The organism is Pseudomonas sp. PGPR40 (genome assembly GCF_022014505.1).
Taxonomy (GTDB): domain Bacteria; phylum Pseudomonadota; class Gammaproteobacteria; order Pseudomonadales; family Pseudomonadaceae; genus Aquipseudomonas.
On the sequence record NZ_JAKLSP010000001.1, the window covers coordinates 393,202 to 416,020 of the forward strand.

At 59.1% G+C, this 22,819-nt stretch carries 19 protein-coding genes, 1 tRNA gene and 3 pseudogenes; 7 read left to right on the forward strand and 16 right to left on the reverse strand.

Annotated features, from left to right (window positions below; translation table 11 throughout):
* The first annotated feature begins 200 nt into the window (after positions 1-200).
* Positions 201-320 carry a hypothetical protein gene (locus MEB48_RS29305; protein WP_442969045.1) on the forward strand — a complete coding sequence of 40 codons (120 nt, stop codon included), beginning with the start codon at positions 201-203 and terminating at the stop codon, positions 318-320.
* Here MEB48_RS29305 and MEB48_RS01725 read toward each other — a convergent pair.
* On the reverse strand, positions 269-1,306 hold the full coding sequence (locus MEB48_RS01725) for an AraC family transcriptional regulator (RefSeq protein ID WP_269137348.1): 1,038 nt from the start codon (positions 1,304-1,306) through the stop codon (positions 269-271). The two genes, MEB48_RS29305 and MEB48_RS01725, sit on opposite strands and share 52 nt — an antisense overlap.
* 258 nt (positions 1,307-1,564) lie before the next feature.
* Here MEB48_RS01725 and phbB point away from each other — a divergent pair, with 258 nt between their 5' ends.
* From phbB to phaC, 3 genes are all read left to right on the forward strand, one after another.
* Positions 1,565-2,311 (forward strand): acetoacetyl-CoA reductase, encoded by a 747-nt coding sequence (gene phbB, locus MEB48_RS01730; protein WP_237881269.1) that lies wholly within the window; start codon positions 1,565-1,567, stop codon positions 2,309-2,311.
* A 57-nt stretch (positions 2,312-2,368) separates the two neighbouring features.
* On the forward strand, positions 2,369-3,547 hold the full coding sequence (locus MEB48_RS01735) for an acetyl-CoA C-acetyltransferase (protein WP_237881271.1): 1,179 nt from the start codon (positions 2,369-2,371) through the stop codon (positions 3,545-3,547).
* Between the two features lie 87 nt (positions 3,548-3,634).
* The gene (gene phaC / locus MEB48_RS01740; protein ID WP_237881273.1) at positions 3,635-5,335 is read left to right on the forward strand and encodes a class I poly(R)-hydroxyalkanoic acid synthase; all 1,701 of its coding nucleotides are present in this window, start codon (positions 3,635-3,637) and stop codon (positions 5,333-5,335) included.
* A 153-nt stretch (positions 5,336-5,488) separates the two neighbouring features.
* On the opposite strand, the gene MEB48_RS01745 is transcribed toward phaC, so the two are convergent.
* Both MEB48_RS01745 and MEB48_RS01750 read right to left on the reverse strand, forming a co-directional pair.
* Positions 5,489-5,830: a hypothetical protein gene (locus MEB48_RS01745; RefSeq protein WP_237881275.1), complete on the reverse strand. Its 342-nt coding sequence runs from the start codon at positions 5,828-5,830 to the stop codon at positions 5,489-5,491.
* A gap of 329 nt (positions 5,831-6,159) precedes the next feature.
* Positions 6,160-6,318: pseudogene (locus MEB48_RS01750) on the reverse strand (general stress protein); the annotation flags it as partial.
* 287 nt (positions 6,319-6,605) lie between these two features.
* Between MEB48_RS01750 and MEB48_RS01755 the strand changes: the two are divergent.
* Positions 6,606-7,163 carry an ATP-dependent Clp protease proteolytic subunit gene (locus MEB48_RS01755; protein WP_237881277.1) on the forward strand — a complete coding sequence of 186 codons (558 nt, stop codon included), beginning with the start codon at positions 6,606-6,608 and terminating at the stop codon, positions 7,161-7,163.
* Between the two features lie 45 nt (positions 7,164-7,208).
* Here the strand turns inward: MEB48_RS01755 and MEB48_RS01760 are convergent.
* The 13 genes and pseudogenes from MEB48_RS01760 to selA form a co-directional block, all read right to left on the reverse strand.
* Positions 7,209-7,481, reverse strand: a pseudogene (locus MEB48_RS01760) (hypothetical protein); the annotation flags it as partial.
* A gap of 113 nt (positions 7,482-7,594) precedes the next feature.
* Positions 7,595-8,425 carry a DUF3618 domain-containing protein gene (locus MEB48_RS01765; protein ID WP_237881281.1) on the reverse strand — a complete coding sequence of 277 codons (831 nt, stop codon included), beginning with the start codon at positions 8,423-8,425 and terminating at the stop codon, positions 7,595-7,597.
* On the reverse strand, positions 8,422-8,865 hold the full coding sequence (locus MEB48_RS01770) for a phage holin family protein (protein ID WP_237881283.1): 444 nt from the start codon (positions 8,863-8,865) through the stop codon (positions 8,422-8,424). The genes MEB48_RS01765 and MEB48_RS01770 overlap by 4 nt, the downstream gene beginning before the upstream one ends.
* Entirely contained in the window at positions 8,865-9,491 is a 627-nt protein-coding gene (locus MEB48_RS01775) for a hypothetical protein (RefSeq protein WP_237881285.1), read from the reverse strand. The genes MEB48_RS01770 and MEB48_RS01775 overlap by 1 nt, the downstream gene beginning before the upstream one ends.
* 450 nt (positions 9,492-9,941) lie before the next feature.
* Positions 9,942-11,450 (reverse strand): tripartite tricarboxylate transporter permease, encoded by a 1,509-nt coding sequence (locus MEB48_RS01780; RefSeq protein ID WP_237881287.1) that lies wholly within the window; start codon positions 11,448-11,450, stop codon positions 9,942-9,944.
* A gap of 24 nt (positions 11,451-11,474) precedes the next feature.
* The gene (locus tag MEB48_RS01785) at positions 11,475-11,966 is read right to left on the reverse strand and encodes a tripartite tricarboxylate transporter TctB family protein (RefSeq protein ID WP_237881289.1); all 492 of its coding nucleotides are present in this window, start codon (positions 11,964-11,966) and stop codon (positions 11,475-11,477) included.
* A gap of 1 nt (position 11,967) precedes the next feature.
* Positions 11,968-12,933, reverse strand: coding sequence for a tripartite tricarboxylate transporter substrate binding protein (locus MEB48_RS01790; RefSeq protein WP_237881291.1), 966 nt, complete (start codon positions 12,931-12,933; stop codon positions 11,968-11,970).
* A gap of 316 nt (positions 12,934-13,249) precedes the next feature.
* Positions 13,250-14,047: a transglutaminase family protein gene (locus tag MEB48_RS01795; RefSeq protein WP_237881293.1), complete on the reverse strand. Its 798-nt coding sequence runs from the start codon at positions 14,045-14,047 to the stop codon at positions 13,250-13,252.
* Entirely contained in the window at positions 14,044-14,994 is a 951-nt protein-coding gene (locus MEB48_RS01800; protein WP_095053949.1) for an alpha-E domain-containing protein, read from the reverse strand. The genes MEB48_RS01795 and MEB48_RS01800 overlap by 4 nt, the downstream gene beginning before the upstream one ends.
* Positions 14,995-14,997: 3 nt before the next feature.
* A complete protein-coding gene (locus MEB48_RS01805) occupies positions 14,998-16,407 on the reverse strand; it encodes a circularly permuted type 2 ATP-grasp protein (RefSeq protein ID WP_237881295.1) in 1,410 nt (469 codons plus the stop codon).
* A gap of 661 nt (positions 16,408-17,068) precedes the next feature.
* A tRNA-Sec gene (locus MEB48_RS01810) sits at positions 17,069-17,164 on the reverse strand.
* Between the two features lie 6 nt (positions 17,165-17,170).
* Positions 17,171-19,090, reverse strand: coding sequence for a selenocysteine-specific translation elongation factor (selB, locus tag MEB48_RS01815; RefSeq protein ID WP_237881297.1), 1,920 nt, complete (start codon positions 19,088-19,090; stop codon positions 17,171-17,173).
* A complete protein-coding gene (selA, locus tag MEB48_RS01820; protein WP_237881299.1) occupies positions 19,087-20,517 on the reverse strand; it encodes an L-seryl-tRNA(Sec) selenium transferase in 1,431 nt (476 codons plus the stop codon). Before selA ends, selB begins: the two co-directional genes overlap by 4 nt.
* Before the next feature lie 255 nt (positions 20,518-20,772).
* On the opposite strand from selA, the gene MEB48_RS01825 reads away from it, so the two are divergent.
* Both MEB48_RS01825 and MEB48_RS01830 read left to right on the forward strand, forming a co-directional pair.
* The gene (locus tag MEB48_RS01825) at positions 20,773-21,621 is read left to right on the forward strand and encodes a hypothetical protein (RefSeq protein ID WP_237881301.1); all 849 of its coding nucleotides are present in this window, start codon (positions 20,773-20,775) and stop codon (positions 21,619-21,621) included.
* A gap of 243 nt (positions 21,622-21,864) precedes the next feature.
* A pseudogene (locus tag MEB48_RS01830) lies at positions 21,865-22,819 on the forward strand (lipase family protein); the annotation flags it as partial.

Sequence of the window (22,819 nt, forward strand, 5' to 3'; positions counted from 1 at the left end):
TCCTTCTTCGCTGTAGACTCCTGCTCATCGAACGGCCAGCCTAGCCCTCTTTAACTAAAGGGTTTAGATGCGCAGGTTCCCATGCATAGCAGCAGGAGATCACCACGGGTGAGGAAGTCAATGTTGCGCTGCAAGATGACGAGCGTAGCGATCCCATCGTTTACCTGCGACATGCGAGCATCGGTCATCTGGGTATCTTCATGTCCGGTGAAGTGGCGCGGCGTGAGCACCGTGAGTTGCTAGGTTCGGTCGATGCGATCAATGCGTGTCAGACCGGCGCGGTTTCCTCGATTGCCAACGATTCATCGGCCCGATACTGACCAGGTGTCATGCCAAACCAGCGGTTACAGGCTTTGTTAAAGCTGCTGTGATCATGAAAACCAAGGAGATACGCGACATGCTTCATGTTGAAGTGAGAATGGCGCAGGTAGAAGTCGGCCAATTGCCGGCGCACAGCGTTCTGCACGTCCTTGAATTGCGTCCCTTCCTTTTCCAGCGCGCGTTGCAGCGTGCGCTTGCTAACGTTCAATGCCGCCGCGATCGACTCCATATCGCATTGCCTCTGGCCCTGACTCAAGCGCTCGGTAATCAGCGCGCGAATCCTGCCGACTATGCAAAAACCAAACAGCAGATCCAGTTGTGCCTCGGCAAAACTGTCATGCAGCACCGCCAGCGTTTCGTTGGCCATGCTCAACGGACGCAGGAGCTCCTGCCCATCAAACAAAATGCTGTCGTAAGTCGCGTCGAAACGCAGGTCGCAGCCAAACAACCGTCGATGCTCGGAGGTGTCTTCAGGTTCGGGATAGGTGAACTCCACACTCAAGGGTTGCGGTGAGTTACCGCCCGCCAGCTTACGGCAGAAGCCCAGCAACGAAGTAAGCGCTGCATCGGTGTATTGGCGAGGTTTGACCGAACCTTTTTGGTGATGATCGAGGCCGGAAAGTCGGTAACCCTGCGGTTCCGATGTAAAGAAAAGGCTGAATCCGGTGCCAATCAACGGACTGAAACGGACCAGGCGCTCAAGGGCTTTTTTCAGATTCAGGCTGGACATCATGGTGTAGCCGACGATCTGAAAGCTGCCGGGGTGGAAACTTCCATAGGCCTTCAGGCCTATGTCCGGATCGCCCGAGGCCTGAGCGGCCAGATCCCATAATCGATAAATCGCCCTTCGCTCGCAAAACGCTCCTGGTTTGTTCGCAAGCTTCATGTCTAGTCCAGCCTCCCGACACAGACTGGCAACATCCAGTCCTTGAGCCGAGAGCGTATTTACCAGCACGCTGGCATAGCCAGAACTCATTCTATACATGGCGTCCTCAATGACCTGTGGAACCGAACATCCTGTCCGCAGCCAAAACTGATCTGCAATGAATCAAAGTCTAACGGGTTCTTCAGTTGCCAATATTGATCCCAGTATAGGTAACCAGCGTTTTTCGCCCCCCGTCATTAACCTGGGCATGGCACCGTTGGACACCAGACAGTCACCTCTCAACACTTCCGCACACCCGGCCAATACCGAACAATCCCCCCCATCTTGCAACGCAAAACAAAGAAAGGAAGGGATTGTATGGAGTCGCTTGGTCGTATTGCGTTGGTCACGGGTGGTATGGGTGGGATTGGCACTGCGATAAGCCAACGCCTGTACAAGGAAGGATTCAAGGTCATCGTCGGCTGCAGCTCGGATTCCGCCCGCAAGAACGAATGGATAGCCACCCAACTGGCGGCCGGTTATCAGTTCGAATGCATCTTCGGCGACATCACCGATTGGGAATCGACCCGCAAGGCCTTCGAGATGGCACGAGAGCAATTCGGCCCGATCGATGTGCTGGTCAATAACGCCGGCATCACTCGGGATGCGTCCTTTCGCAAACTCACTCCAGAAGACTGGAACGCGGTGATCGGGACTAACCTCAGCGGCCTGTTCAACACCACCAAACAGGTGATTGAAGGCATGTTGGCCAAGGGCTGGGGAAGGATCATCAACATTTCGTCGATCAACGGTCAGCGCGGCCAGTTCGGCCAGACCAATTACAGCGCTGCCAAAGCCGGCATCCATGGCTTCACCATGGCACTGGCCCGGGAAGTCTCGGGCAAGGGCGTGACCGTCAATACCGTATCGCCCGGCTACATCCAGACCAGCATGACCGCGGCCATCCGCCCGGACATTCTCGACACCATGATTGCAGCCACACCGGTCGGGCGCCTTGGGCAACCCGAAGAAATCGCTTCGATCGTCGCCTGGCTGGCGTCCGATGAATCGGCCTACAGCACCGGTGCCGACTTCTCGGTCAACGGCGGCATGAACATGCAGTAAGTCTGTCAGGGCATGAATGCCCTGCTCCCGCTCGACAGAATCCTAATGAGGTCATGCATGAACGAAGTCGTAATCGTTGCCGCTACTCGCACCGCCATTGGCAGTTTTCAAGGTTCGCTATCCGCCATTCCAGCTACCGAATTGGGCGCGGCGGTGATTCGTCGCCTGCTTGAACAGACCGGGATCGCCCCTGCGCAGATTGATGAAGTCATCCTCGGCCAAGTGCTGACTGCAGGCTCCGGGCAAAACCCGGCACGCCAGACCGCGATCCAGGCCGGCTTGCCCCATACCACCCCTGCCCTGACCCTGAACAAAGTCTGCGGTTCAGGCCTCAAGGCAGTCCAGCTCGCGGTCCAGGCGATCCGTTGCGGCGACGCCGAACTGGTGATTGCCGGCGGTCAGGAAAACATGAGCCTGGCGCCCTATGTTCTGCCCAAGGCGCGCACCGGTCTGCGTCTGGGACATGCGCAACTGCAAGACAGCGTGATTCAGGATGGTTTGTGGGATGCCTTCAACGACTACCACATGGGCATCACTGCCGAGAATCTGGCGAATCAATACAGCATCAGTCGCGAAGATCAGGACGCCTTCGCCGCGACCTCGCAACAGAAAGCCGCTGCGGCCATCGAGGCGGGTTACTTCAAGGGTGAAATCACCCCGATCCTGATTCCCCAGCGCAAGGGCGAGCCGCTGGTCTTCGACACCGATGAACAACCGCGTCCGGACAGCACGCTCCAGGCACTGGGCAATCTCAAACCCGCGTTCCAGAAAAACGGCAGCGTAACCGCGGGCAACGCGTCGGCCCTCAATGATGGCGCCGCCGTGTTGATGCTGGCCAGCGCCGCCAAGGCCCTGGCTCTGGGCTTGCCGGTACTTGCGCGCATCAAGGCGTATGCCAGCGCCGGGGTAGACCCGTCGATCATGGGCATCGGCCCGGTGCCCGCTACCCGTCTGGTCTTGACGAAAGCCGGCTGGAGCCTGGACGACCTGGACCTGATCGAAGCCAACGAAGCGTTCGCCGCGCAGTCACTGGCCGTCGGTAAGGAACTGGGCTGGGACATGAATAAGGTCAATGTCAACGGTGGCGCCATTGCCCTCGGGCATCCGATCGGCGCATCAGGCGCGCGGATTCTGGTGTCGCTGGTACATGAACTGATCCGTCGCGATGGCAAAAAAGGTCTGGCGACCTTGTGCATCGGTGGCGGCCAGGGCGTCAGCCTGGTCATCGAGCGTTAGAAACACAGGCTGAGTTGTCAGATGCGGCGCCGACGTCCGGCGCCGCGTTTTTTTCCGTCCGGTTTATTCATGTGGGCAAGGAGTTCCATGGACAACGCGTATACCTTAAACACACTCTGGTCGGGCCAGGTTCCGTTCATTGCTTCCTTTGCAGTTCAACAATTAAGGTTCTGGGTCAGCACCAATCCCTGGTTTACCGGGCAGGATTACAACGCCTGGTTCGAGCTGTCACGCGAAACCCTGGATAGCCTCCAATCGGACTACCAGCAACAATGGTGTGAACTCGGCCAGCGTCTATTATCCGGCCAGCCCTTCAGCTTCGAAGATCGGCGTTTCGCCAGCGGCAACTGGAGCCAACCGCTGTTCGGTTCCCTCGCGGCGTTTTATCTGCTCAATGCCGGCTTTCTGCTGAAGCTGCTCGATCAGCTGCCGATCGACGGTAAAAAGCCGCGTCAACGCTTGCTCTATCTGGCGGAGCAAGCCATCGCCGCCGGCGCGCCGAGCAATTTTCTGGCCAGTAACCCGGATGCGCTGCAACGGGTCGTTGACACCCAAGGAAGCAGCCTGCTCACAGGCCTGATGCACCTGGCCAGCGATCTGCAGGAAGGCAAGATGCGCCAGTGCGACGCCGGCGCGTTCAAAGTGGGCGTCGACCTGGCAAACACCCCCGGCGAAGTGGTCTTCGAGAACGAACTCTTCCAGCTCATCCAGTACTATCCGCAAAGCGAAACCCAGTACCGACGCCCGGTGTTTATCGTTCCGCCATCGATCAACAAGTACTACATCCTCGACCTGCGCCCCGACAATTCGATGGTTCGCCATCTGTTGCAGCAAGGCCACCCGGTGTTTCTGATGTCGTGGCGCAACTTCGACCAGGAACACGCCGGCACCACCTGGGATGACTTGATTGAAACCGGGATTATCAAAGGGCTTGAGCTGACCCGTGAAATCAGCGGCGAGCAACGGCCCAATTGCGTGGGTTTCTGCATTGGTGGCACGTTATTGAGCTCGGCGCTGGCCGTATTGGCCGCCCGTGGCGACAAAGAGATCGCCAGCGTGAGCCTGCTGACCACCTTCCTCGACTACCTCGATACCGGCCCCATCGACATCTTCGTCGACGAGCAACTGGTGGCTTATCGCGAGCGCACCATCGGCGGCCTAAACGGCCCCATCGGCCTGTTCAAGGGCGAGGACATGGGCAATACATTCTCGTTGCTGCGCCCCAATGACTTGTGGTGGAACTACAACGTCGACAAATACCTCAAGGGGCAGAAATCGATACCCCTTGACCTGCTGTTCTGGAACAACGACAGCACCAACCTGCCCGGGCCGATGTACTGCTGGTACCTGCGCCATACCTACCTGCAGAACGATCTGAAATCCGGCGAGCTGGATTGCTGCGGGGTCAAGCTGGACCTGCGCGCCATCGACGCCCCGGCGTACATCCTCGCCACCCATGACGACCACATCGTGCCATGGAAAAGCGCCTACGCCAGCACCGAGCTACTGTCTGGAACCAAGCGTTTCGTGCTCGGCGCTTCAGGGCATATCGCGGGGGTGATCAACCCACCGGCCAAGGAAAAACGCCATTACTGGACCAACAATCGCGTCACCAAGAATCCAGAAACCTGGTTCAAGAATGCCCAGCAGCATCCGGGTAGTTGGTGGAATGACTGGTTTGTCTGGCTGGCCGAACATGCCGGGGAACGCCAGCCTTCAGTGCTGAGCACGGGGAATGCTAAATACCCGGCACTTGAGTCGGCACCGGGGCGTTATGTGATGCAATGACAGGAACCCGTCCGGTTAAATGGGCGAACTCCTCAGATCACTCTGAGGCTTTCTATCTACACGCAAAAAAAGTCCCGCGACCGAATGAGCCACGGGACAAAAAATTGGCTGGTTGCGGCCAACCAAAGGAGCATTTTCAAAAGCGGTTACCGGTTACAGGCATTCCTGCGCGGCACGTTCGAAACTCGAAGGCAGGAAACTCGATGCCAGCAAGTGGCGCTCATACAAAAACACCTTGCCGCCATTCGGGGCTTTGTAGGCTTCGAGAACGTTGTCTGCCGCGACCTTGCTCGGCACCACGATCCGGTAGCTGCGCTGGGTTTGCGAGACCGTCGGGTTCAGGGCGCTGCCCTGCAACTTCGGCACTACGCAGTCGGCGTACTCGGCAGGCGTTTTTTTCGTCTGAAAGGTCAGCGTCGGGTCGTTCGGCGCGGAGGCGCAACCGGTCAGCAGCAAGGAGGCGAAAGCCATGACAGGAGCAAATAAAGGGCGCATCGGTGAAGTCCTGAAAATAAAAGTCGGGGTCGTTGAGCAGTGTCTTCGATGGAAGCGATTTTCCGACGTTGCCCGACAAAGCAGAACTTGCGTTTCTTGATTGTCACTATTACTTGAACCGATAGTTGCGCCGCACTATCGAAAAACAAGCCCCGCCAGAAGCGGGGCTTGATGTATTTCACACGGCATCAGGGTTTACGCCCACCGCCGGGAGTTTGCCCTCCTCCTTTTTTGTCTGCATCAGACATTCTCTCTCTGTCTTCGACAGAGTTGCCTTGGCGCCCTGCTCCTTGTCCGCTGCCGGGACGATTGGTATCGCTGGATTGACGTCCCCCAGAAGCCTGTCCACCTTTTTTGCCGGCTTCGGAGGCCCGTTGCGGATCATTCATGAACCCGCCGCCCGACTGCCCGCCTTTTTTGCCAGATTCGGAGGCTTTTTCAGGGTCATTGGCAAAATTGCCTGGGTTCTTGTTTCCGGTGTTAGCCATTTTCGTTCTCCTCAGTGTTACTCACGAACCTTTGTCGGCCCGTCTAATTCCGAGGGTTTCTGCGGTTGAAAGTTTGAACTGATCCATCGTTCTTGCGACAGGCGGATTGGGATGATTAGTTCCAGAAAACTCCTGACGCGGCGACTAATGGGGGGTGAATCAAACGAATATAAAATGGGTTGCGCTTATACAAATTCATCAAAGAAAAGCGCGTTGAGGTCTGGCATCATTCAAGCAGGTACGCCGAGCGATCAGCTCTCTAATTTATCCCGTATGGAGGTACGTCGATGACAGAGCACATCGTCCACTTTCATTGCCAGATTGATCAGGGCACGATGGAACGCTTCAGGGACTGCTGCCTCGACGCCATCGACCAGGGCGCCTCCTCCTTACTGCTGAATCTCTCCACCAGCGGCGGCAGCACCAACTTTGGCTTCGCCCTCTACACCTTCCTTAAATCCCTGCCGGTGCCACTGTGCGCGATTAATGCCGGCAACATCGAGTCGATGGGCATCATCATGTACCTGGCCGCCGGCCGACGGATCACCGCGCCCCATTCGCGGTTTCTGATTCACCCCATGAATTGGTACTTCCCCCAAAGCTCGGTCGACCATCAACGCCTGCGCGAATACCTCTTGAGCCTGGATAACGACCTCGCGCGCTACGTGCAAATTTTTGCCCTGGAAACTGCCCACGCGGATACCAAACTGGATATTTTCCATTGCCTTTCAGCGGAAGAGAAAGTAATCGCGGCGCATGAATCCCTGGCCTATGGAATCGCCCACGAAATGCATCAGATGGTGTTTGCCGATAACGTCAAACACTGGAAAATCAGTGGCGGTTGACGCCTGTTCCGAGACGGTTTCGCTACCAATGAATCAAGTGCCAGCAATGGGGTGAATCTCCAGCGTCATTCCATCACTCAACGTGAGTTTCAAATCCCTGATAGTGCCGGCCACACGCTCTTTGAAAACCGGTTCGCCCTCGGGATCAAGTTCATCGTAGATAAAGCGGTTGCCCTCGAGCCAGCCGATGGCCGTTTGCAGTTCAGGCGTAAGGTAATATTTGCCATCCAGAAAGAAACCGGCAAACGGTTCTACCCTTTCCCGATTCTCGATTTCGTAGCGCACGCCGGGGGTCATTCCTGTGGATTCATCAATCATGCTGCGTACCTCGTCATTGCCTGATCTTGGCGCCCTGCCTGTTTCAAGGCGTCGACAAACCGGGCTCGACGGGACGTCTGTGCCTCAGACCTCCCGCCTTGCCCTGATACCTGTCAAGAAGTCCCCAGGCCACGCGACAGATCGGCTGGGGGTTCGGACGCGGTCCTGCGCATCTCGCCCGTTTCTCCCGCGATTGACTCGTGGGGCTCCGTGGTTTCCATCACCTTTTCGCGCACCGCCTCATAGCCCTCCCGTGCTTGCTGTTTGACCTTTCCAGTGAGGCTTGCGCTGGTCCTGCCCAGATAACGGCGTTCCGTCGCAGTGGTCGGTAACGCCGCGCCCAGCAACGCGCCCACCGCGACACCGACCGCAGCCATCATCAGTGGTTGCTCCTTGAGCAGATGACTGAACCGGTCGCCCATTTCATGAGTCCTGCGCGCCAGGCGATCACTGGTGTCATGGACCGTGCGACTGAGGTGATCGGTCGTCGCGTGCAGGCTGTCGCCCAGGTGCGCCGCCTTGCCCTTGACCGCCTGATAACTGTCCTTGAGCGAATCGGTGGTGGTGTGAAGACGCTGACGGGCGCTGTCCAGACTCTCGGAGAGCCCTTCGCCCAAATCATCGGTCCAGTCGATATCCTGCTCCGGTTCGACGCGATATTCCCTGGGCGTCGGTGGCCGATTCTGACTCATCATCAACCACATCAGCCCGACCGAGGTCAGCACCGCAGGCACGGGGTTGTTGCGCACACTGGTGCCCAGATTGGTCATGAAAGTCGAGCCGTTGCTTTGCATCAGCAACAGCGCCTGATCGAACATCTGGCCGGGGGTAAATTTGCTTTCCAGCGCGTCGACGATATGCCCGATGTTCTCCCGTTGTGCATCGATTTCACGCTCGATGGTTTCCGGGCTCTTGGTCGCTTCGGTTTTGAACTCACGGTTCATGACACTTTCCTCCGCAGGGCTTCCTGGTCTTTGTTCAACGCGTCCAGGGTGCGATCAGGCTTGAAGTGGGAAGGCTCGAATTGTTTTTTGCCTGCCTGCAACATCACGAACCCGATGACCATCACCACGACGCCGACAATCAGCGCGGCCAGCCAGGGCGCCATCACCAGGCTCAAGGCATAGACCACAGCCATCAGCAGCATGATGAACCCGGCGAGCAACACAATGGCGCCACCGGCGACCCCGGCAATCCCTGCTTTCAATGTCGTCAGGCTGGCCTGCAATTCCACCTTGGCCAACGCCAGCTCCTTGGTGAATAACGCCGGGACTTCGCGGGCTAACTGCCGCAATAAACCGACCACGGAAGCGTCATGATCAACCGTCGTGACAGACGGTGTGACGGGTGGGGTGCGTTGCAGTTCTGGATTGTCTCTGTTCATCACCGTTCTCCTGAGAAGGGGGTGGACCCCGGCATTGAGGAACCATCGCCACGATGGTCGGGCGCGCTCGGCGAGGACGGCGTAATGCCGGTGGCCAAACCGGGCGATAGATCGCCTCCTTGCGGCATCGACGTTTCATAAAGTCCTTGCGAGCCATCGCCACTGAATGTGGGTGTGCTGCTCTGAGCGGTCGTTGTCGGCAGGGTGGCCGTGCCCGCTTTCAGGAACCGCGACAGACCGAACCCCACCGCGATGCTGCCGACAATGAACAACCCTGGATTGTCGCGTGCCAGATCAGCGCCATCGTGCAAAAGCTCTTCGGCACTTTTGCTGCGCAGTTTTCCGGCCAGGTTGCTCATGCTGTCGGCCATGTCCGCCAGGTAGTCGGACATCCCAAACGTATCGTTCGTCCTGATCTCGGAAACGACCGATTGGGCGCCTCTGGCCAACGCTTCAATCTGATCCGCTGCGGTATCGCGATACTGGCCGAATTGCTCGTCGGCCTGATGCCGGGCACCGCCTATCGCATCGGTAACCTCCTCCTTTATATGCTGAAAGTTTTGTTCGGAGCCTGCGGGATCCCGAGGGGCATCCGGTTGTCCGGTTCTGCTGTCTGGAATAGTCATGTCATCCCTCGCCTTCGTAGTGAATACGTCAGGAAGTGGCCGCGGCATGCCCGCGGTGGTGCTTCATTGCAGATGACGAGGCGTCTGGCAGGGAGTTCCAAGCAGATGATGAAGTGATGAAAAGCGCAGCGGTGGGACTCGCGGGGCGGAACCTGTGGGAGCAAGCCTGCTCGCGATAGCGTCAGATCAAACATCGCTAAACAGCAGTCTTGAACCCCTCCTCCCGCTGCAACACCCGAGCCTGAATCACTTCCGAAAATTTTGTGGTAGCTCGATGATCGTTCCCTCGCTCTGCGTGGGAATGCAGCCAGGGACGCTCCGCGTCCCTTCCGGAGCCGAACGCGGAGCGTCCGTTGAGGCATTCCCACGCGGAGCATGGGAACGATCTACGTGGGGATTCTTGAGCCATGCTCCTAGGGCAAAGCATCATCAAACCGGCTCGGGAAGCACTCAATCATCCTCATGCAATTTGATACCGCGTTTATGCAGCACGTACGGAACCAGCAACACCAACAGCGTCAGCACCAGGAGCGAGGCCGCAATGGGTTGTGTCACAAACACCATCCAGTCGCCCTGGCTGATGGACAAGGCGTTGCGCAGTTGTTTTTCCGCCATCGGGCCCAGCAGCATGCCCACAATCACCGGGGCGACGGGGAAATCGAAACGCCGCATCAACACCCCTGCCCAGCCGATGCCCAGCATCAGAAACAGGTCGAACGTTGAGTGGCGCATGCCGTACACGCCGATGGTTGCGAACACTAGAATGCCGGCGTTCAGGTACGGCCGGGGGATTTGCAGGAGCTTGACCCACAGGCCCACCAACGGCAGGTTCAACACCAGCAGGATGGCGTTGCCGATGTACAGCGAGGCCACCAGCGTCCAGACCAGTTCGCCCGAGGTCTGGAACAGCAGCGGCCCCGGTTGCAGGTTGTAGTTCTGGAACGCGGCCAACAGGATCGCCGCTGTGGCTGAGGTCGGTATGCCCAGCGTCAGCAGCGGCACCAGCGAACCGGTGGCGCTGGCGTTGTTGGCCGCCTCGGGGCCGGCGACACCCTCGATGGCGCCCTCGCCTTTGCTGGCCGCGAACTCTTTCGGGTACTTGCTGAGTTTGCGTTCGGTCGAATACGAAAGGAACGTCGGAATTTCCGCGCCACCGGCCGGAATCGAGCCAAAGGGAAAGCCGATCAAGGTGCCCCGCAACCACGCGGGAACCGAGCGTTTCCAGTCGGCGCGGGTCATCCACAGCGAGGTCAAGCGGTGTCGACGGGCCGTTTCTTCCTTCTGGTAGAGCACGCTGTACAAAGCTTCACCGACGGCAAACAAGCCGACTGCCACCAGCACGACTTCGATCCCATCGACCAGCTCGGGAACCGCCAAGGTGTAGCGGGCAATGCCTGAGGTCGAATCGAGACCGATCAAGCCGATGGTCAGCCCGATCCCCAACGAGGCGAAGCCGCGCAACATCGATGCACCGAGCACCGCCGACACTGTGGTGAAGGCCAGTACCAGAATCGCGAAATACTCCGCTGGCCCGAACTTCAGCGCCAGCGTCGCAACGAGGGGGGCGAACAGGGTCAGCAAAATCGTCGCGATGGTTCCGGCCACGAATGAACCTATCGCGGCCGTCGCCAACGCCGGGCCTGCCCGCCCGTTGCGCGCCATGAGGTTGCCTTCCAGGGCCGTGACCATGGAGGACGACTCCCCGGGGGTGTTGAGCAGGATCGAGGTGGTCGAGCCGCCAAACTGCGCGCCGTAATAGATGCCGGCGAACATGATCAGCGCCCCGGTAGGATCGACCTTGGCGGTAATCGGCAGCAGCAAGGCGACGGTCAGCGCCGGCCCGATCCCCGGTAAAACACCGATCGCGGTACCCAGCAGGCAGCCGATAAAACCCCACATCAGATTGATCGGCGCCAACGCGGCGCCGAAGCCGGTTGCCAGACTCGAGAGAATGTCCACCTTGTCGACCTCCTTCAGCCCGGATCAGATCCAGGCGTTGATCAAGGGCGGAAGGGAAACCCCTAGCCCGGCAGTGAAAAGCCAGTAAATCGGCAACGTCAGGGCGATGCCGATGGCCAGGTCCCGCATCGGGCTACGACTGCCAAACCCGCGTGCCGAACAGGCAAACAGCAATGAGGCTGCCAAGACGAAACCGATGTAGGAAATGAGCAAGGCAACCCCCACCAGCCCCGCGGTGACCCAGGTCGCCCCGGCCTTGCCGCCAGGCTGAGTTTGGGTGGTCTCGTGGTCATCGGGCAGGTTGCGAAAACCACCGGTGAGCGCCTGATAGCACATCAACAGGCCGACGGCGCCCAGAAACACCGCGACAGCATAGGGATAAACGTAGGCCGCCATGATGACGAAGCCCATCTCGGGCGGAAACCGCGAGGCGCCGAACGCCAATACCGCGCTGATGACGACTACACCTATGGCAATCGCCAGTTGGGCCGGCATGACTTTCCACCGCCCGGCCATCTCAAAGCAGCCCGACCTTGACCAGCATCGCACGCAGGCGCCCATGTTCTTCCTCGACGAATTTGCCGAAGTCATCCCCGGTCAGAATGCTCGGTGACCATGCATTGGTTTTTACATTTTCTTGCCAAACGTTGCTTTTGGTCGCGGTCAAGACGGCTTCGGTCAGCTCTTTGCGCTGCTCAGGCGTCAGGCCCCCTGCGCCGTATACGCCACGCCAGTTACCGATCGTCACGTCGTAGCCAGCCTCTTTGAGGGTCGGTGCGTCGATGCCTTCAACGCGGTTGGGCGCGCCGATGGCGAGCAAGCGGAATTGCTTGGACTGGACGTATTTGGCCAGCTCGGCGTAGCCGCCGGTAATCACCGTAATATGGCCCCCCAGCGTCGCGGCGACGACTTCGCCGCCACCAGCGAAGGCGACGTAATTCACCTTGTTGACGGGGACGTCCATTTTGCTCGCCAGTTCGGCGATGCCAATGTGGTCGATCGACCCCTTGGAGCCGCCACCAAACTTGATACTGGACGGGTTGGCTTTGAAGTCTTTGAGCAAGTCGTCCAGGGTTTTGTACGGTGAGTCGTCACGCACGGCAATCACGTTGTATTCGGTGAACAGCCGGGCGATCGGTGTCACGTCCTTCAAGGTGATTTGCGGTTTGTTCTGCTCGATGGCCGCGACCATGATCGCGCCGACGACGATCAGGGCATTGGGGTCGCCCTTGGTGCCGTTGGCAAATTGCGCCAACCCCAAGGTGCCACCTGCGCCACCCTTGTTCTCGAAGGTGACGGATTTCGCCGTTTTGGCCTCGACCATGGCTTTGCCCAGGACGCGGGCAGTCTGGTCATAACCACCACCGACCGAACCCGGGGCCATGAACTTGACGGTGTCCAGCGCAAAAACCGGTGAGGCGAGCGCGGCGGCGGTAACTAAAACGGCGAGGTTGCTGCTGAATCGACGGGCCAATGCAAACATGAGTCGTCTCCGGATAGCTGTTCTTGTTGTTTTGGATCAGGGGCAAGCCCTGATGCCAGTAGGAGCCAGGCTTGCCGGCGAAGGCGCTCTTAAGAACGCCTTCGCCGGCAAGCCTGGCTCCTACGGCATTAGGCGTAGCCTCTGCTCGTTGAACATGCGTCTGGGAATAAGCGTAGGTCATAGTTGTGTTTGTTGGTCGCGCAGACCCGAAACTTCTTCGCGCCTGAGGTCAAGTCGGGCAGCAGCCAGCAAACCGCCCTTGAATCGGGCGGTGCTGAACAAGAGGTGAATCGTTAACTGTATGTAGGCGCGCGGTCTATCGCTGCTGCATCTGAAACAGGGATGTCACCTGTACCTGTGCCAGCATCTGCTCGGCCCCACCACCGCGCCGCATCCCGCGTACCGGGCAGGCGTCGAGGTAATCGAGGCCCACCGCCAGTTTCAAATGACGCTCGGGGCGGGCCAGTCGGTTGGTGACGTCGAAGCTGTACCAGCCATCATCGAGCCAGGCTTCGGCCCAGGCGTGGCTGGCCAGATGACTTTCATCTTCGGTGCACAGGTAACCGGAGACATAACGCGCCGGTATCCCCAGGCTGCGGGCACACGCCAGGAACGCGTGAGTGTGGTCCTGACAGACCCCAACCCCGGCGGCAAAGGCCTGGGCAGCAGTAGTGTCCACGGAGGTCGCCCCCGGGCTGTAGACCATGTGCTCTGCCAGGCCATTCATCAGGTCGATCAGCGCCCCTCGATCACGCCGCGTACCGCAGTGTTGCAGGGCGAAAGCGTTAAGGGCGTCATCGGTCTTGGTCAGATGGCTGGTGCGCAAGAACGGCAGCGGCGACTGAGTGTCGTGCTCCACGTCCATCGTCTGATCGATTTCAACCTGGCCATAGGCCGTCAATACCAGAGCGCCGTGGGGCTCGTCCATCGTCAATACATGCAGGACGTTGCCGTAAGGATCGAGCTGGCTGCGCACCAGGCGCGGCAACTCCAGGTGCCATTCCAGAATGTGCTGACGCTCGGTGTTCTTGGGCGTCAAACGCAGGAACTGGATGCTGGTGCAGACTTCGTCGGCGTAGCTGTAAGTGGTGTCGTGGCGTATGGACAGTTTCATACGACCTCCAGATAGGACTCGTGAACAGTCTGACCGAGATGGCGAACCTGGGAGATGAAATCAGTCAGCCACAGGTGCAGACCCAAGCCGAGAATCTCGTCGATCCCGGTATAACGCAGCCGCGCATTCAGTTCTGCAGCCAGGCGCTGGGCCGGCCGGCCGTTATTGCCCGGCAGGCTGGCGAGGATTTGGTCTAGCTCCTCGACGCAGGCGTGCAGCGAGCGCGGCACGTTGGCGCGCAACAGCAGCATCTCGGAAACCTGTTTGGCGCAGGGCGCATTGCGGTAGATCTCGTTGAATGCCTCGAACGACGACAGCGCCCGCAACAACGCGCTCCACTGATAGTAGCCGCGGGCCGAGTTATCACTGACCTCCTCCGACTCTTCGCCGAACATTTCATAGCGCGCATCCAGCAGGCGCAGAGTGTTGTCGGCGCGTTCGAGGAAAGTGCCCAGACGAATAAAGCTATAGGCATCGTTGCGCATGATCGTGCCCGAGGTCGCCCCGCGGAATAGATGCGAGCGTTCCTTGACCCATTCACAGAAATGGCTGATGCCGTAACGGCCCAGACCGTTGCTGGCGATGTTGCGCATCTCCAGCCAGGTGGCGTTGATGTTCTCCCACATGTCGGCGGTGATGCGTCCTCGCACCGCGTGCGCATTGGCCCGCGCGGCTTGCAAGCAGCAATAGATACTGCCGGGGTTGGTTTCGTCCAGCGCAAAGAAATGCAGCATGTGCTCGGTATTGAGTTCGCCGTAGCGTTCGTTGTAGTCGTCCAGCGTGCCGGCGGCCAATAGCGACATCGCCAGCTCGGCGCGGCCGTCGGTGCGCCCGGCGTGGGGCATCAGCGACAACGAGTAACTGACTTCGAGCATGCGCGCCAGGTTTTCGGCGCGCTCCAGGTAACGGGACATCCAGTAGAGGTCCGAAGCGGTTCTTGAAAGCATGTCTTACTCCTCCACTACCCAAGTGTCTTTGGTGCCGCCGCCCTGAGACGAGTTCACCACCAGCGAGCCTTCGCGCAATGCCACGCGGGTCAGGCCACCGGGCACCAGACGGGTTTCACTGCCCGACAGCACAAACGGGCGCAGGTCAATGTGGCGTGGAGCGATGCCGTTTTCGACGAAAGTCGGGCACGTCGACAGACACAACGTCGGCTGGGCGATATAGGCTTCAGGGCGGGCCTTGAGACGGCGGCGGAAGTCCTCGATTTCCGCCGCCGTGGCGGCCGGGCCGACGAGCATTCCGTAGCCGCCGGAGCCTTGGGTTTCCTTGACCACCAGTTCGGGCAGATGAGCCAGCACATGGGACAGCTCTTCGGGTTTGCGACATTGCCAGGTCGGCACGTTCTTGAGGATCGGTTCCTCGCTGAGGTAGAAGCGGATCATGTCGTCGACATAGGGATAGATCGATTTGTCGTCGGCCACACCGGTGCCGACGGCGTTCGCCAGCACCACATTGCCCGAGCGGTAAGCGGCGATCAGGCCGGGCACACCGAGCATGGAGTCCGGGTTGAAGGACAGCGGATCGAGGAACGCATCGTCGAGACGGCGATAGATCACATCCACCTGTCTAGGGCCGGCGGTGGTGCGCATGTAGACGTGATCGTCGCGGACAAACAGGTCGGCGCCTTCCACCAGCTCCACACCCATTTCACGGGCCAGGAACGCGTGTTCGAAGTAAGCACTGTTGAAGCGACCCGGGGTCAGCACCACGGCAGTGGGGTTGTCCAGGGGGCTGGAGCTCTTGAGGGTGTCCAGCAGCAGGTTGGGGTAATGATCGATGGGCGCCACACGTTGGGCGGCGAAGAGTTCAGGGAACAACCGCATCATCATCTTGCGGTCTTCGAGCATGTAGCTGACGCCGCTGGGGGTGCGCAGATTGTCTTCCAGTACGTAGTAGCTGCCATCGCCGTCGCGGACCAGATCGACTCCGGAGATGTGGGCATAGATGCCGCGATGCAGATTCAGGCCCTGCATGGCGACCTGATAACCCTCGTTCGCCAGAACCTGTTCGGCCGGGATGATGCCCTCCTTGAGGATGTGTTGGCTGTGGTAAATGTCGGCCAGGAACATGTTCAAGGCCTGGACCCGTTGAATGCAGCCACGCTCGACCGTTTGCCATTCGCAGGCTGTGATGCTGCGTGGAATGATATCGAACGGAATCAACCGCTCGGTGCCCTGCTCGTCCCCGTATAAGGTGAAGGTGATGCCGGCTCGATGGAACAACAGGTCGGCTTCGCGACGACGTTGATCCAGCAACTCCAGAGGGGTGTCCGCCAACCAACGCGCGAACTCCTGGTAATGTGGGCGGCAGCCACCACTCGCATCATACATTTCGTTAAAAAAAGCTCGGGACATACCCTACTCCTTGCCGCGATACAGACGGCATTTTCTTATCACTTCGCTATTTCAATACATTCAGGCCTTACGTTGTTTTAGTGAGTACTGTTTCTGTTGAGCACCTCAGTGTGCGTCGTTAACTTCCTGTTACATTCGGAATTAAATTCCTTATGATTTCGGCAATCGCTTGACGCGTTCCGACGCCAGAAGTCTGGCCTTTGCGGTTTGATGTCTGGCGCCCCAATTTATAACGTTCCCCGTTATTCTTTTTCGTTTAAAACCACACTTCGGTGGTTTGAAAGTACTTTTGCAAGGGCTGTGCCCACTCTTGTTACCAAGGGCAAATAACCGAAATCGCTACGAGAAAAACACCTGAGCGACATTTGTTTTCATTTTTGAGACTTAAATCGACAAAAATATATAAACATTTCCTCCACTTGTAACTTGCCCAATTCTGGAGCGAACAAAAATGGTGCGATTAGCAACTCATGTACGTTTTTTGCCCTATAAGCGTGAAATTTCTACTCATTACTTTTTATTGCCCTTGTAATACAAAGCACCCTGCTTGGTGCGTCAGTTAATGTTTGGCGCACTATTAATGCTCAACAAAATGCACCAAAGGACTTCATACGACACGAAAATGCCAAGTAGTGATGCAAAGGAATATCGCGAGAAAAAATGGCGGAAGGCAGCCGGAGTCGAACCTGCCCGGGAACGGATGCCGTCCCCAACCGGGTTTGAAGCCCGGCCGCGCCACCGGGCGCGATTGCCTTCCTTGAACTCAGTCTGTTGTCTGTTGAGCCAGTGCATTGTCGAGCCGGAGGTGGCGCCGATCGCCAAAGCGTCGGGTCAGGCCGACCCGGTCGAAGTATTCAAGAATCTGAATGCTGCGCTTGCGCCCCAGGCCCACGGCATCGCGAAACGCGGTGACCTGAATCACCGGATTGTCGCTTGTCAGTTGCACCAGCATAGCCGCCAATCGGCGCAGCAGCGTGTCGGTGTAAAACAGATCACGAACCACTTGATGCACCAGCCCCAAGCGCGCCATCTTGCGCAGCAGCAGGCGCACGGTGGCCTCTTCATGGCCCGTCACTTTAGCCAGATCACGCACCCATGGCGGATCGAAACCCGCCTGTTCGAACAGCGGCTGCAATTGCTGCCACAGGACTTCGTCGTCCTCGCTCAACCGCACTTGATGATCGGGCAAATGCAGCCAGGGGCCGCTGGCGACGATCGCACCGCTGGCCAGTAATTCGTCGAGCAGGCTGATAAAGGTCGGCCGATCCAGCGCGGTGCCGACGAAGCGCCGCAGGCGATCCCTGTCCGGTCCCATTTGATCCGGTTCGAGTTGATGAAAGCGTGCGAGGTGTTCCAGCAGCGGCGCTTTCAGGGCTTCCCAGCGGGCAGCGCTGAACAGCAACGGCCCTTTCCGCGTTTCAACCAGCCGAACATCGTCGGGCAGCTCCCAAGTTTCGCGCGGACGGTTGAACTGGCGCTCCAGACGTTGCGGGTCGAGCCCGGTGTCGCTGTTGGCCAGCAGCGCCGGCAGTGCGTCTTCCAGGCTGTTCGTGGTGGCCAGCGCTTGTAGCTGCGCCAATCGTTCGGGGCTGCGGCGGTGTCGGGCCGGGGCGAACGGGTCGAGCACGCGGCCACCGCCGAGGGTGCGCTGAGCGCTTTGATCGCGCAGGATCAAACGGTCGCCCTTCACCGCCAGCACCGGCGCATTCACCAACAGTTGCGCGAACATCTGCTCACCCGGCGCGAGACTGGCGCCTTCCAGCAAAGCCACTCGCCCGGTCACGTCCTGAGTACCGAGATGCACGTGCACTGGCTGAAAGTGCTCGAAGCTTCGCGCCTCGCTGGGCAACAAGGTCATCTCGATATCCAGACGCTGGGTCGGCGCGTGCAGCCATTCGGCCAACAGCCAGTGGCCCCGGTGAATCTGCTCCAGGGCCAAACGGTCGGCGCTCAGGTTCAGCGCGACTCGCTGCCCGGCCGTTGCGCTGTCAGCCGCCTGATTCTGTGCATGCAGGCCGCGCACCCGCACCGGTTTGCCCAGCGGACTCAAGATCAGCGTATCGCCCACAGCAATCTGGCCGGACAACGCGGTGCCGGTCACTACGATACCCGCGCCGGCCACGCTGAAGGCCCGGTCAATCGCCAGGCGAAAACCACCGCTGGCGCTGCGTTGAAGCACCTCATGTTGCGCATCCAGCAAAGATTGACGCAGTGTCTCGATCCCCTCGCCGGTCACACTCGACAGCGCGATTTGCGGCGCGTCGGCATAAGGACCGGGTGCCAGCAATGCTTCGATCTGTTCCCGAACGGCTTGCGCACGAGCAGGATCGACGCGGTCGCACTTGCTGATTGCGATCAGTGCCCGAGGGATGCCCAGCAACTCGACAATCGCCAGGTGTTCACGGGTCTGGGGCATGACACCGTCATCCGCCGCCACCACCAACAACACCAGATCAATGCCCTGAGCCCCGGCCAGCATGTTATGGGTGAAGCGCTCATGGCCGGGTACGTCGATAAAACCGGTCAGGGCGGCGCCTGGTTCCAGCGCCGCGTAGATATAGCCCAGGTCAATGGTCATGCCGCGTTCGCGTTCTTCCCGGCGACGGTCGCCGGCCTGGCCGGTCAGTGCCTGGAGCAAGGAGGTTTTACCGTGATCGATGTGCCCCGCCGTGCCGACAATCACCCGTCCCGGCCCTCCTCCTGCAATTGATCGAGTTGCGCCAACCAGGCAGCTTCGTCATCGAGTTGGCGCACGTCCAGCCAAAGCGCATCGCCGTCGATGCGCCCAAGCACGGGTATCGGCAGTGCGCGCATTGCAGCTTCCAAGGCATGCAATGTTCGTCCACGCAGGCGTTTGGAAACGTTCGGTCGCAGGCATAACGCCGCACTAGGCAGTCGAGCCACCGGTTGGCTGCCGCTACCGATCATGCCCAGCGCCAGCACCGCGCTGACGTTCCAGCCATCGCCCAACACCTGCGCCAGTGACGGTTGCAGGCGTTCGGCCTGGGCGAAAATGTCGGCTTGAGGCCGGGTCAGCAGGCGCAGACTCGGCAGACGCTCGGCCAACCGATCAGGATTGCGGTACAGCGCCAATACAGCTTCGAGGGCGGCGAGGGTCAGTTTGTCGACCCGCAGCGCACGCTTGAGCGGATTCTTCTTGATCTTTGCGATCAGGTCTTTGCGGCCGACAATCAACCCGGCCTGGGGACCGCCGAGCAGTTTGTCACCGCTGAAAGTAACGATGTCCGCACCCTCGAGCAGTGCCTGACGCACCGTCGGTTCGGCGGGCAGGCCCCAGCGAGTCAGGTCCAGCAGACTGCCGCTGCCCAAGTCTTCCAGCAGCGGCAACCCGTGGCGGTGAGCCAGTGCTGCCAATTCAGCCGTCGGCACCCGGGCGGTGAAGCCTTCAATGGAATAATTGCTCGCATGTACACGCATCACCAGACCACTGCGCGGACCGATAGCGGCCTCGTAATCCCGGGCATGGGTGCGGTTGGTGGTGCCCACTTCGCGCAGCCGCACCCCGGCACGGGCCATGATGTCGGGTATGCGAAAAGCGCCGCCGATTTCGATCAGTTCACCACGGGAAATGATGCCTTCCTTGCGCGCGCCCAGGCTGTTGAGTGTCAGCAACACGGCGGCGGCGTTGTTGTTGACTACGGTCACTGCCTCGGCGCCGGTCAGCTCGCGGATCAGGCCTTCGATCAGGTCGTCCCGGTCGCCGCGCTTGCCGCTGTGCAGGTCGAATTCCAGGTTGAGCGGATAGCGGGCGGCCAGTTCCACGGCGGCAATGGCTTCCTCTGGCAATAACGCGCGCCCGAGGTTGGTGTGCAGCACTGTGCCGGTGAGATTGAATACCCGACGGATCTGGCTGCGATGCTGGATCGCCAGACGCTCGCCCGCCCTGCCCGCCAATACGTCGGGGGCGATTTCAATGGCATTGAGTTCGCCCTTGTGCACCGATTCGCGCAAGTCATCGAGCAGTTGCCGCAGGCCAGTCAGCAGCGCGTCATGCCCGTAACGCTCGGCCAGCGGTTGGCAGGCGGGATGGCGCAATAAGCTGTCGATGGAGGGCAGCCGCAGGGTTTGGCTGGCGGAGGTTGCGGGCATCAGAGGCTCCCGGAAGCGATTGACCGTCGCGTCTGAGTGTAGCCGCTGGGCTCATTGCTCGAAGGGATAAGCTCAGTTGCCTCCATGTGCGTCGGTATCTGCATATCTTTCCGGCATGGCTGCAAATGTCAGATATTTCAGAGATTGGCGTAGGCGCGGTCCCAAACGCTTCCTGGCCCCTCAAACCGTTCTGGATGACGGCTATACCTCTGTTGATACTTCGTTTTCTACGGAGTCAGTTGGCAGGAGCATCAAGTGACGGCACGCCAGGAATGGGATAAGCCAGTTCTCAATAACGGTCCATCGTCGTGTTTTGCGAGTCGGCCATTTGCTCGCGTACTGACAATCATTGCGCTGGCGCTTGCCGCGGGCGGTTGTGTTTTTGCACCGGCCGAGAGCTTTACCTTGCAGGCCGAAGTCCCGGCCGATTTCAGGGTCAAGGCCGATGCCTATTACGAGCCGGCCAGCGGCGAAACCTGTGAGGCGCCGCCGCGCCAGCGCGGAAAAGTGGCGCCGAATCGCAAGTTTTTCACCAGTGAATACCAGATGGTTGCGCGCACGGCGGAGTTTCAGATCCCACTGACGACGCGCGCGGGCGGCTGTCCGTTGGTGTTGAGTAGCTTGAAACTGAATCTCGACGCGAAGTGGGGAACGCGCTGGTCTGACATTGGCGGCGACTTCGCCAGCCTGTCCTTTTACGACGAACTTGCAGATGTCCCCCCAGGTTTTCCAGCCTCCGGTATTCAGGCATTTCAAGGGCAATGCCAGTGGCTGTTTCGCACTGTGGGACCCAAACGCAATATTCGGAAAATCCTGCACTGTCGGGCCGTCGACGCGAGTGGACAGATGGTGAAACGCATGGCAGGCGGGGTGTTGCAGCGCGATCAGTTGCCGGGCAGGACGGTGAGGATGGTGTTCGGGATGGCGGAGCAGGAGCAACCGTATTACCGCGGATGGTGGTTAGAAACACCCAATGGCTGGAAACCATGCACAGGCCGTTGGGGAACTAACAACGAAGAGTGGTGCATGGAGCCTGCTCAATTTACGGATTTCAAATTGCCTGATGGCAGAAGCTGCACCGTCTACCCCAACTGCACTGAATAAGGGAGCTACAACGTGACAATCAAGGAACAAGACGACAGCTGTTTCAGCGGAAAAATACTGGTCTGTCCGCTGCGAGGGCATTGGACGAGTTTTCGATTGGTGGATGAATTTGGCGACGGAAAACCCTATGGCGGCTTGCCTTACACCCTTCGAGATAGCGTGGGTCAGGAATACACCGGAAGGTTGAATGGTGAGGGTTTTACCAGGTTGGACAATCACTACCGTGGTCCTATGGTGTTAACGATGGACGCGCCGCATTCCCGGATTAACGAACTGTATGTTCGCCTGATGGATCGGACTCACTACCCCCTCCCCATCACCGAACTCCAGTACCGCGCCGAACAAACCCGTTTCTTCCACGAAGATGGATTTCGTCGTGAACACAACCCGGCCATCAAGGACGCCGATGTCTTCGTCCAGGTCGAGGTGCGGGACCTGGTCCGTGATGGCGCGCATTTGCCACCGGTGGTCCAGCGCTTCTACCAACCCCAAAGCACACTGCTTCGGGCCATGAGCGAACTGGGTTTCGGCCCCGAGCATTCGTTCGGCATTGCGCTGAGCCCCAACCAACACAATGTGCTGGAAGTGCGGCCGATGCGCGCCTTGCGGCCCCTGCTGTCCACCGATGACAAATTCTGTGCGCTGAATCTCTATCAACTGGCCCTGATGGCGACCTTGAGTTACACCGACTTCGCCCAGGACCCGCGCGAAAAGCCGCTGGATAAAGTGCGCTTTCCTGAGGACCCGAGCATCGGCAACCTGTTCGGCGAGGCGTTGGCCAGCTATCGGGAGAACTGGCGAATCGATAGGAGCCAAACCCAAAGGTTTTACCCGCTGTACGAAGACGTGCCCTATTCAAAGCGGCTGGAAATCCTGCCGTTCGACCCGACGCTGTATCAGCAAAATCACCCGGACAAAGGCAAGGACCAGGAACACCCGGCCAACCAGCATTTTTTCGATGATCAGGAAGATGGCGGCGATACCCAGGCGTTCATGTGTCATCACGACGAAGTCGTGCTGATTTCGGTGCGCGGCACGGCCAGTCTGAAAGATGCATTACGTGATGTGCACGCGCTTCAGGTTCCGTTCGAGGAAGGTGTCGGGAGCGTCCATCAGGGTTTTTACAGTGCGTTTCAGGCGATGAAAGCGTTCGTCTTGCGTTATCTGGATAAATTTCATACGGGTCAAAAAATCATCA

Bases quoted from the DNA above. Each gene is read 5' to 3' on its own strand.
- MEB48_RS01805 (WP_237881295.1), bottom strand. From the start codon at position 16,407: ATGTCCCGAGCTTTTTTTAACGAAATGTATGATGCGAGTGGTGGCTGC.
- MEB48_RS01745 (WP_237881275.1), bottom strand. From the start codon at position 5,830: ATGCGCCCTTTATTTGCTCCTGTCATGGCTTTCGCCTCCTTGCTGCTG.
- MEB48_RS01795 (WP_237881293.1), bottom strand. From the start codon at position 14,047: ATGAAACTGTCCATACGCCACGACACCACTTACAGCTACGCCGACGAA.
- MEB48_RS01790 (WP_237881291.1), bottom strand. From the start codon at position 12,933: ATGTTTGCATTGGCCCGTCGATTCAGCAGCAACCTCGCCGTTTTAGTT.
- selA (WP_237881299.1), bottom strand. From the start codon at position 20,517: ATGCCCGCAACCTCCGCCAGCCAAACCCTGCGGCTGCCCTCCATCGAC.
- MEB48_RS01765 (WP_237881281.1), bottom strand. From the start codon at position 8,425: ATGAACCGTGAGTTCAAAACCGAAGCGACCAAGAGCCCGGAAACCATC.
- MEB48_RS01785 (WP_237881289.1), bottom strand. From the start codon at position 11,966: ATGGCCGGGCGGTGGAAAGTCATGCCGGCCCAACTGGCGATTGCCATA.
- MEB48_RS01735 (WP_237881271.1), top strand. From the start codon at position 2,369: ATGAACGAAGTCGTAATCGTTGCCGCTACTCGCACCGCCATTGGCAGT.
- phbB (WP_237881269.1), top strand. From the start codon at position 1,565: ATGGAGTCGCTTGGTCGTATTGCGTTGGTCACGGGTGGTATGGGTGGG.
- MEB48_RS01800 (WP_095053949.1), bottom strand. From the start codon at position 14,994: ATGCTTTCAAGAACCGCTTCGGACCTCTACTGGATGTCCCGTTACCTG.
- MEB48_RS01770 (WP_237881283.1), bottom strand. From the start codon at position 8,865: ATGAACAGAGACAATCCAGAACTGCAACGCACCCCACCCGTCACACCG.
- MEB48_RS01775 (WP_237881285.1), bottom strand. From the start codon at position 9,491: ATGACTATTCCAGACAGCAGAACCGGACAACCGGATGCCCCTCGGGAT.
- MEB48_RS29305 (WP_442969045.1), top strand. From the start codon at position 201: ATGTCCGGTGAAGTGGCGCGGCGTGAGCACCGTGAGTTGCTAGGTTCG.
- MEB48_RS01725 (WP_269137348.1), bottom strand. From the start codon at position 1,306: ATGTATAGAATGAGTTCTGGCTATGCCAGCGTGCTGGTAAATACGCTC.
- phaC (WP_237881273.1), top strand. From the start codon at position 3,635: ATGGACAACGCGTATACCTTAAACACACTCTGGTCGGGCCAGGTTCCG.
- MEB48_RS01755 (WP_237881277.1), top strand. From the start codon at position 6,606: ATGACAGAGCACATCGTCCACTTTCATTGCCAGATTGATCAGGGCACG.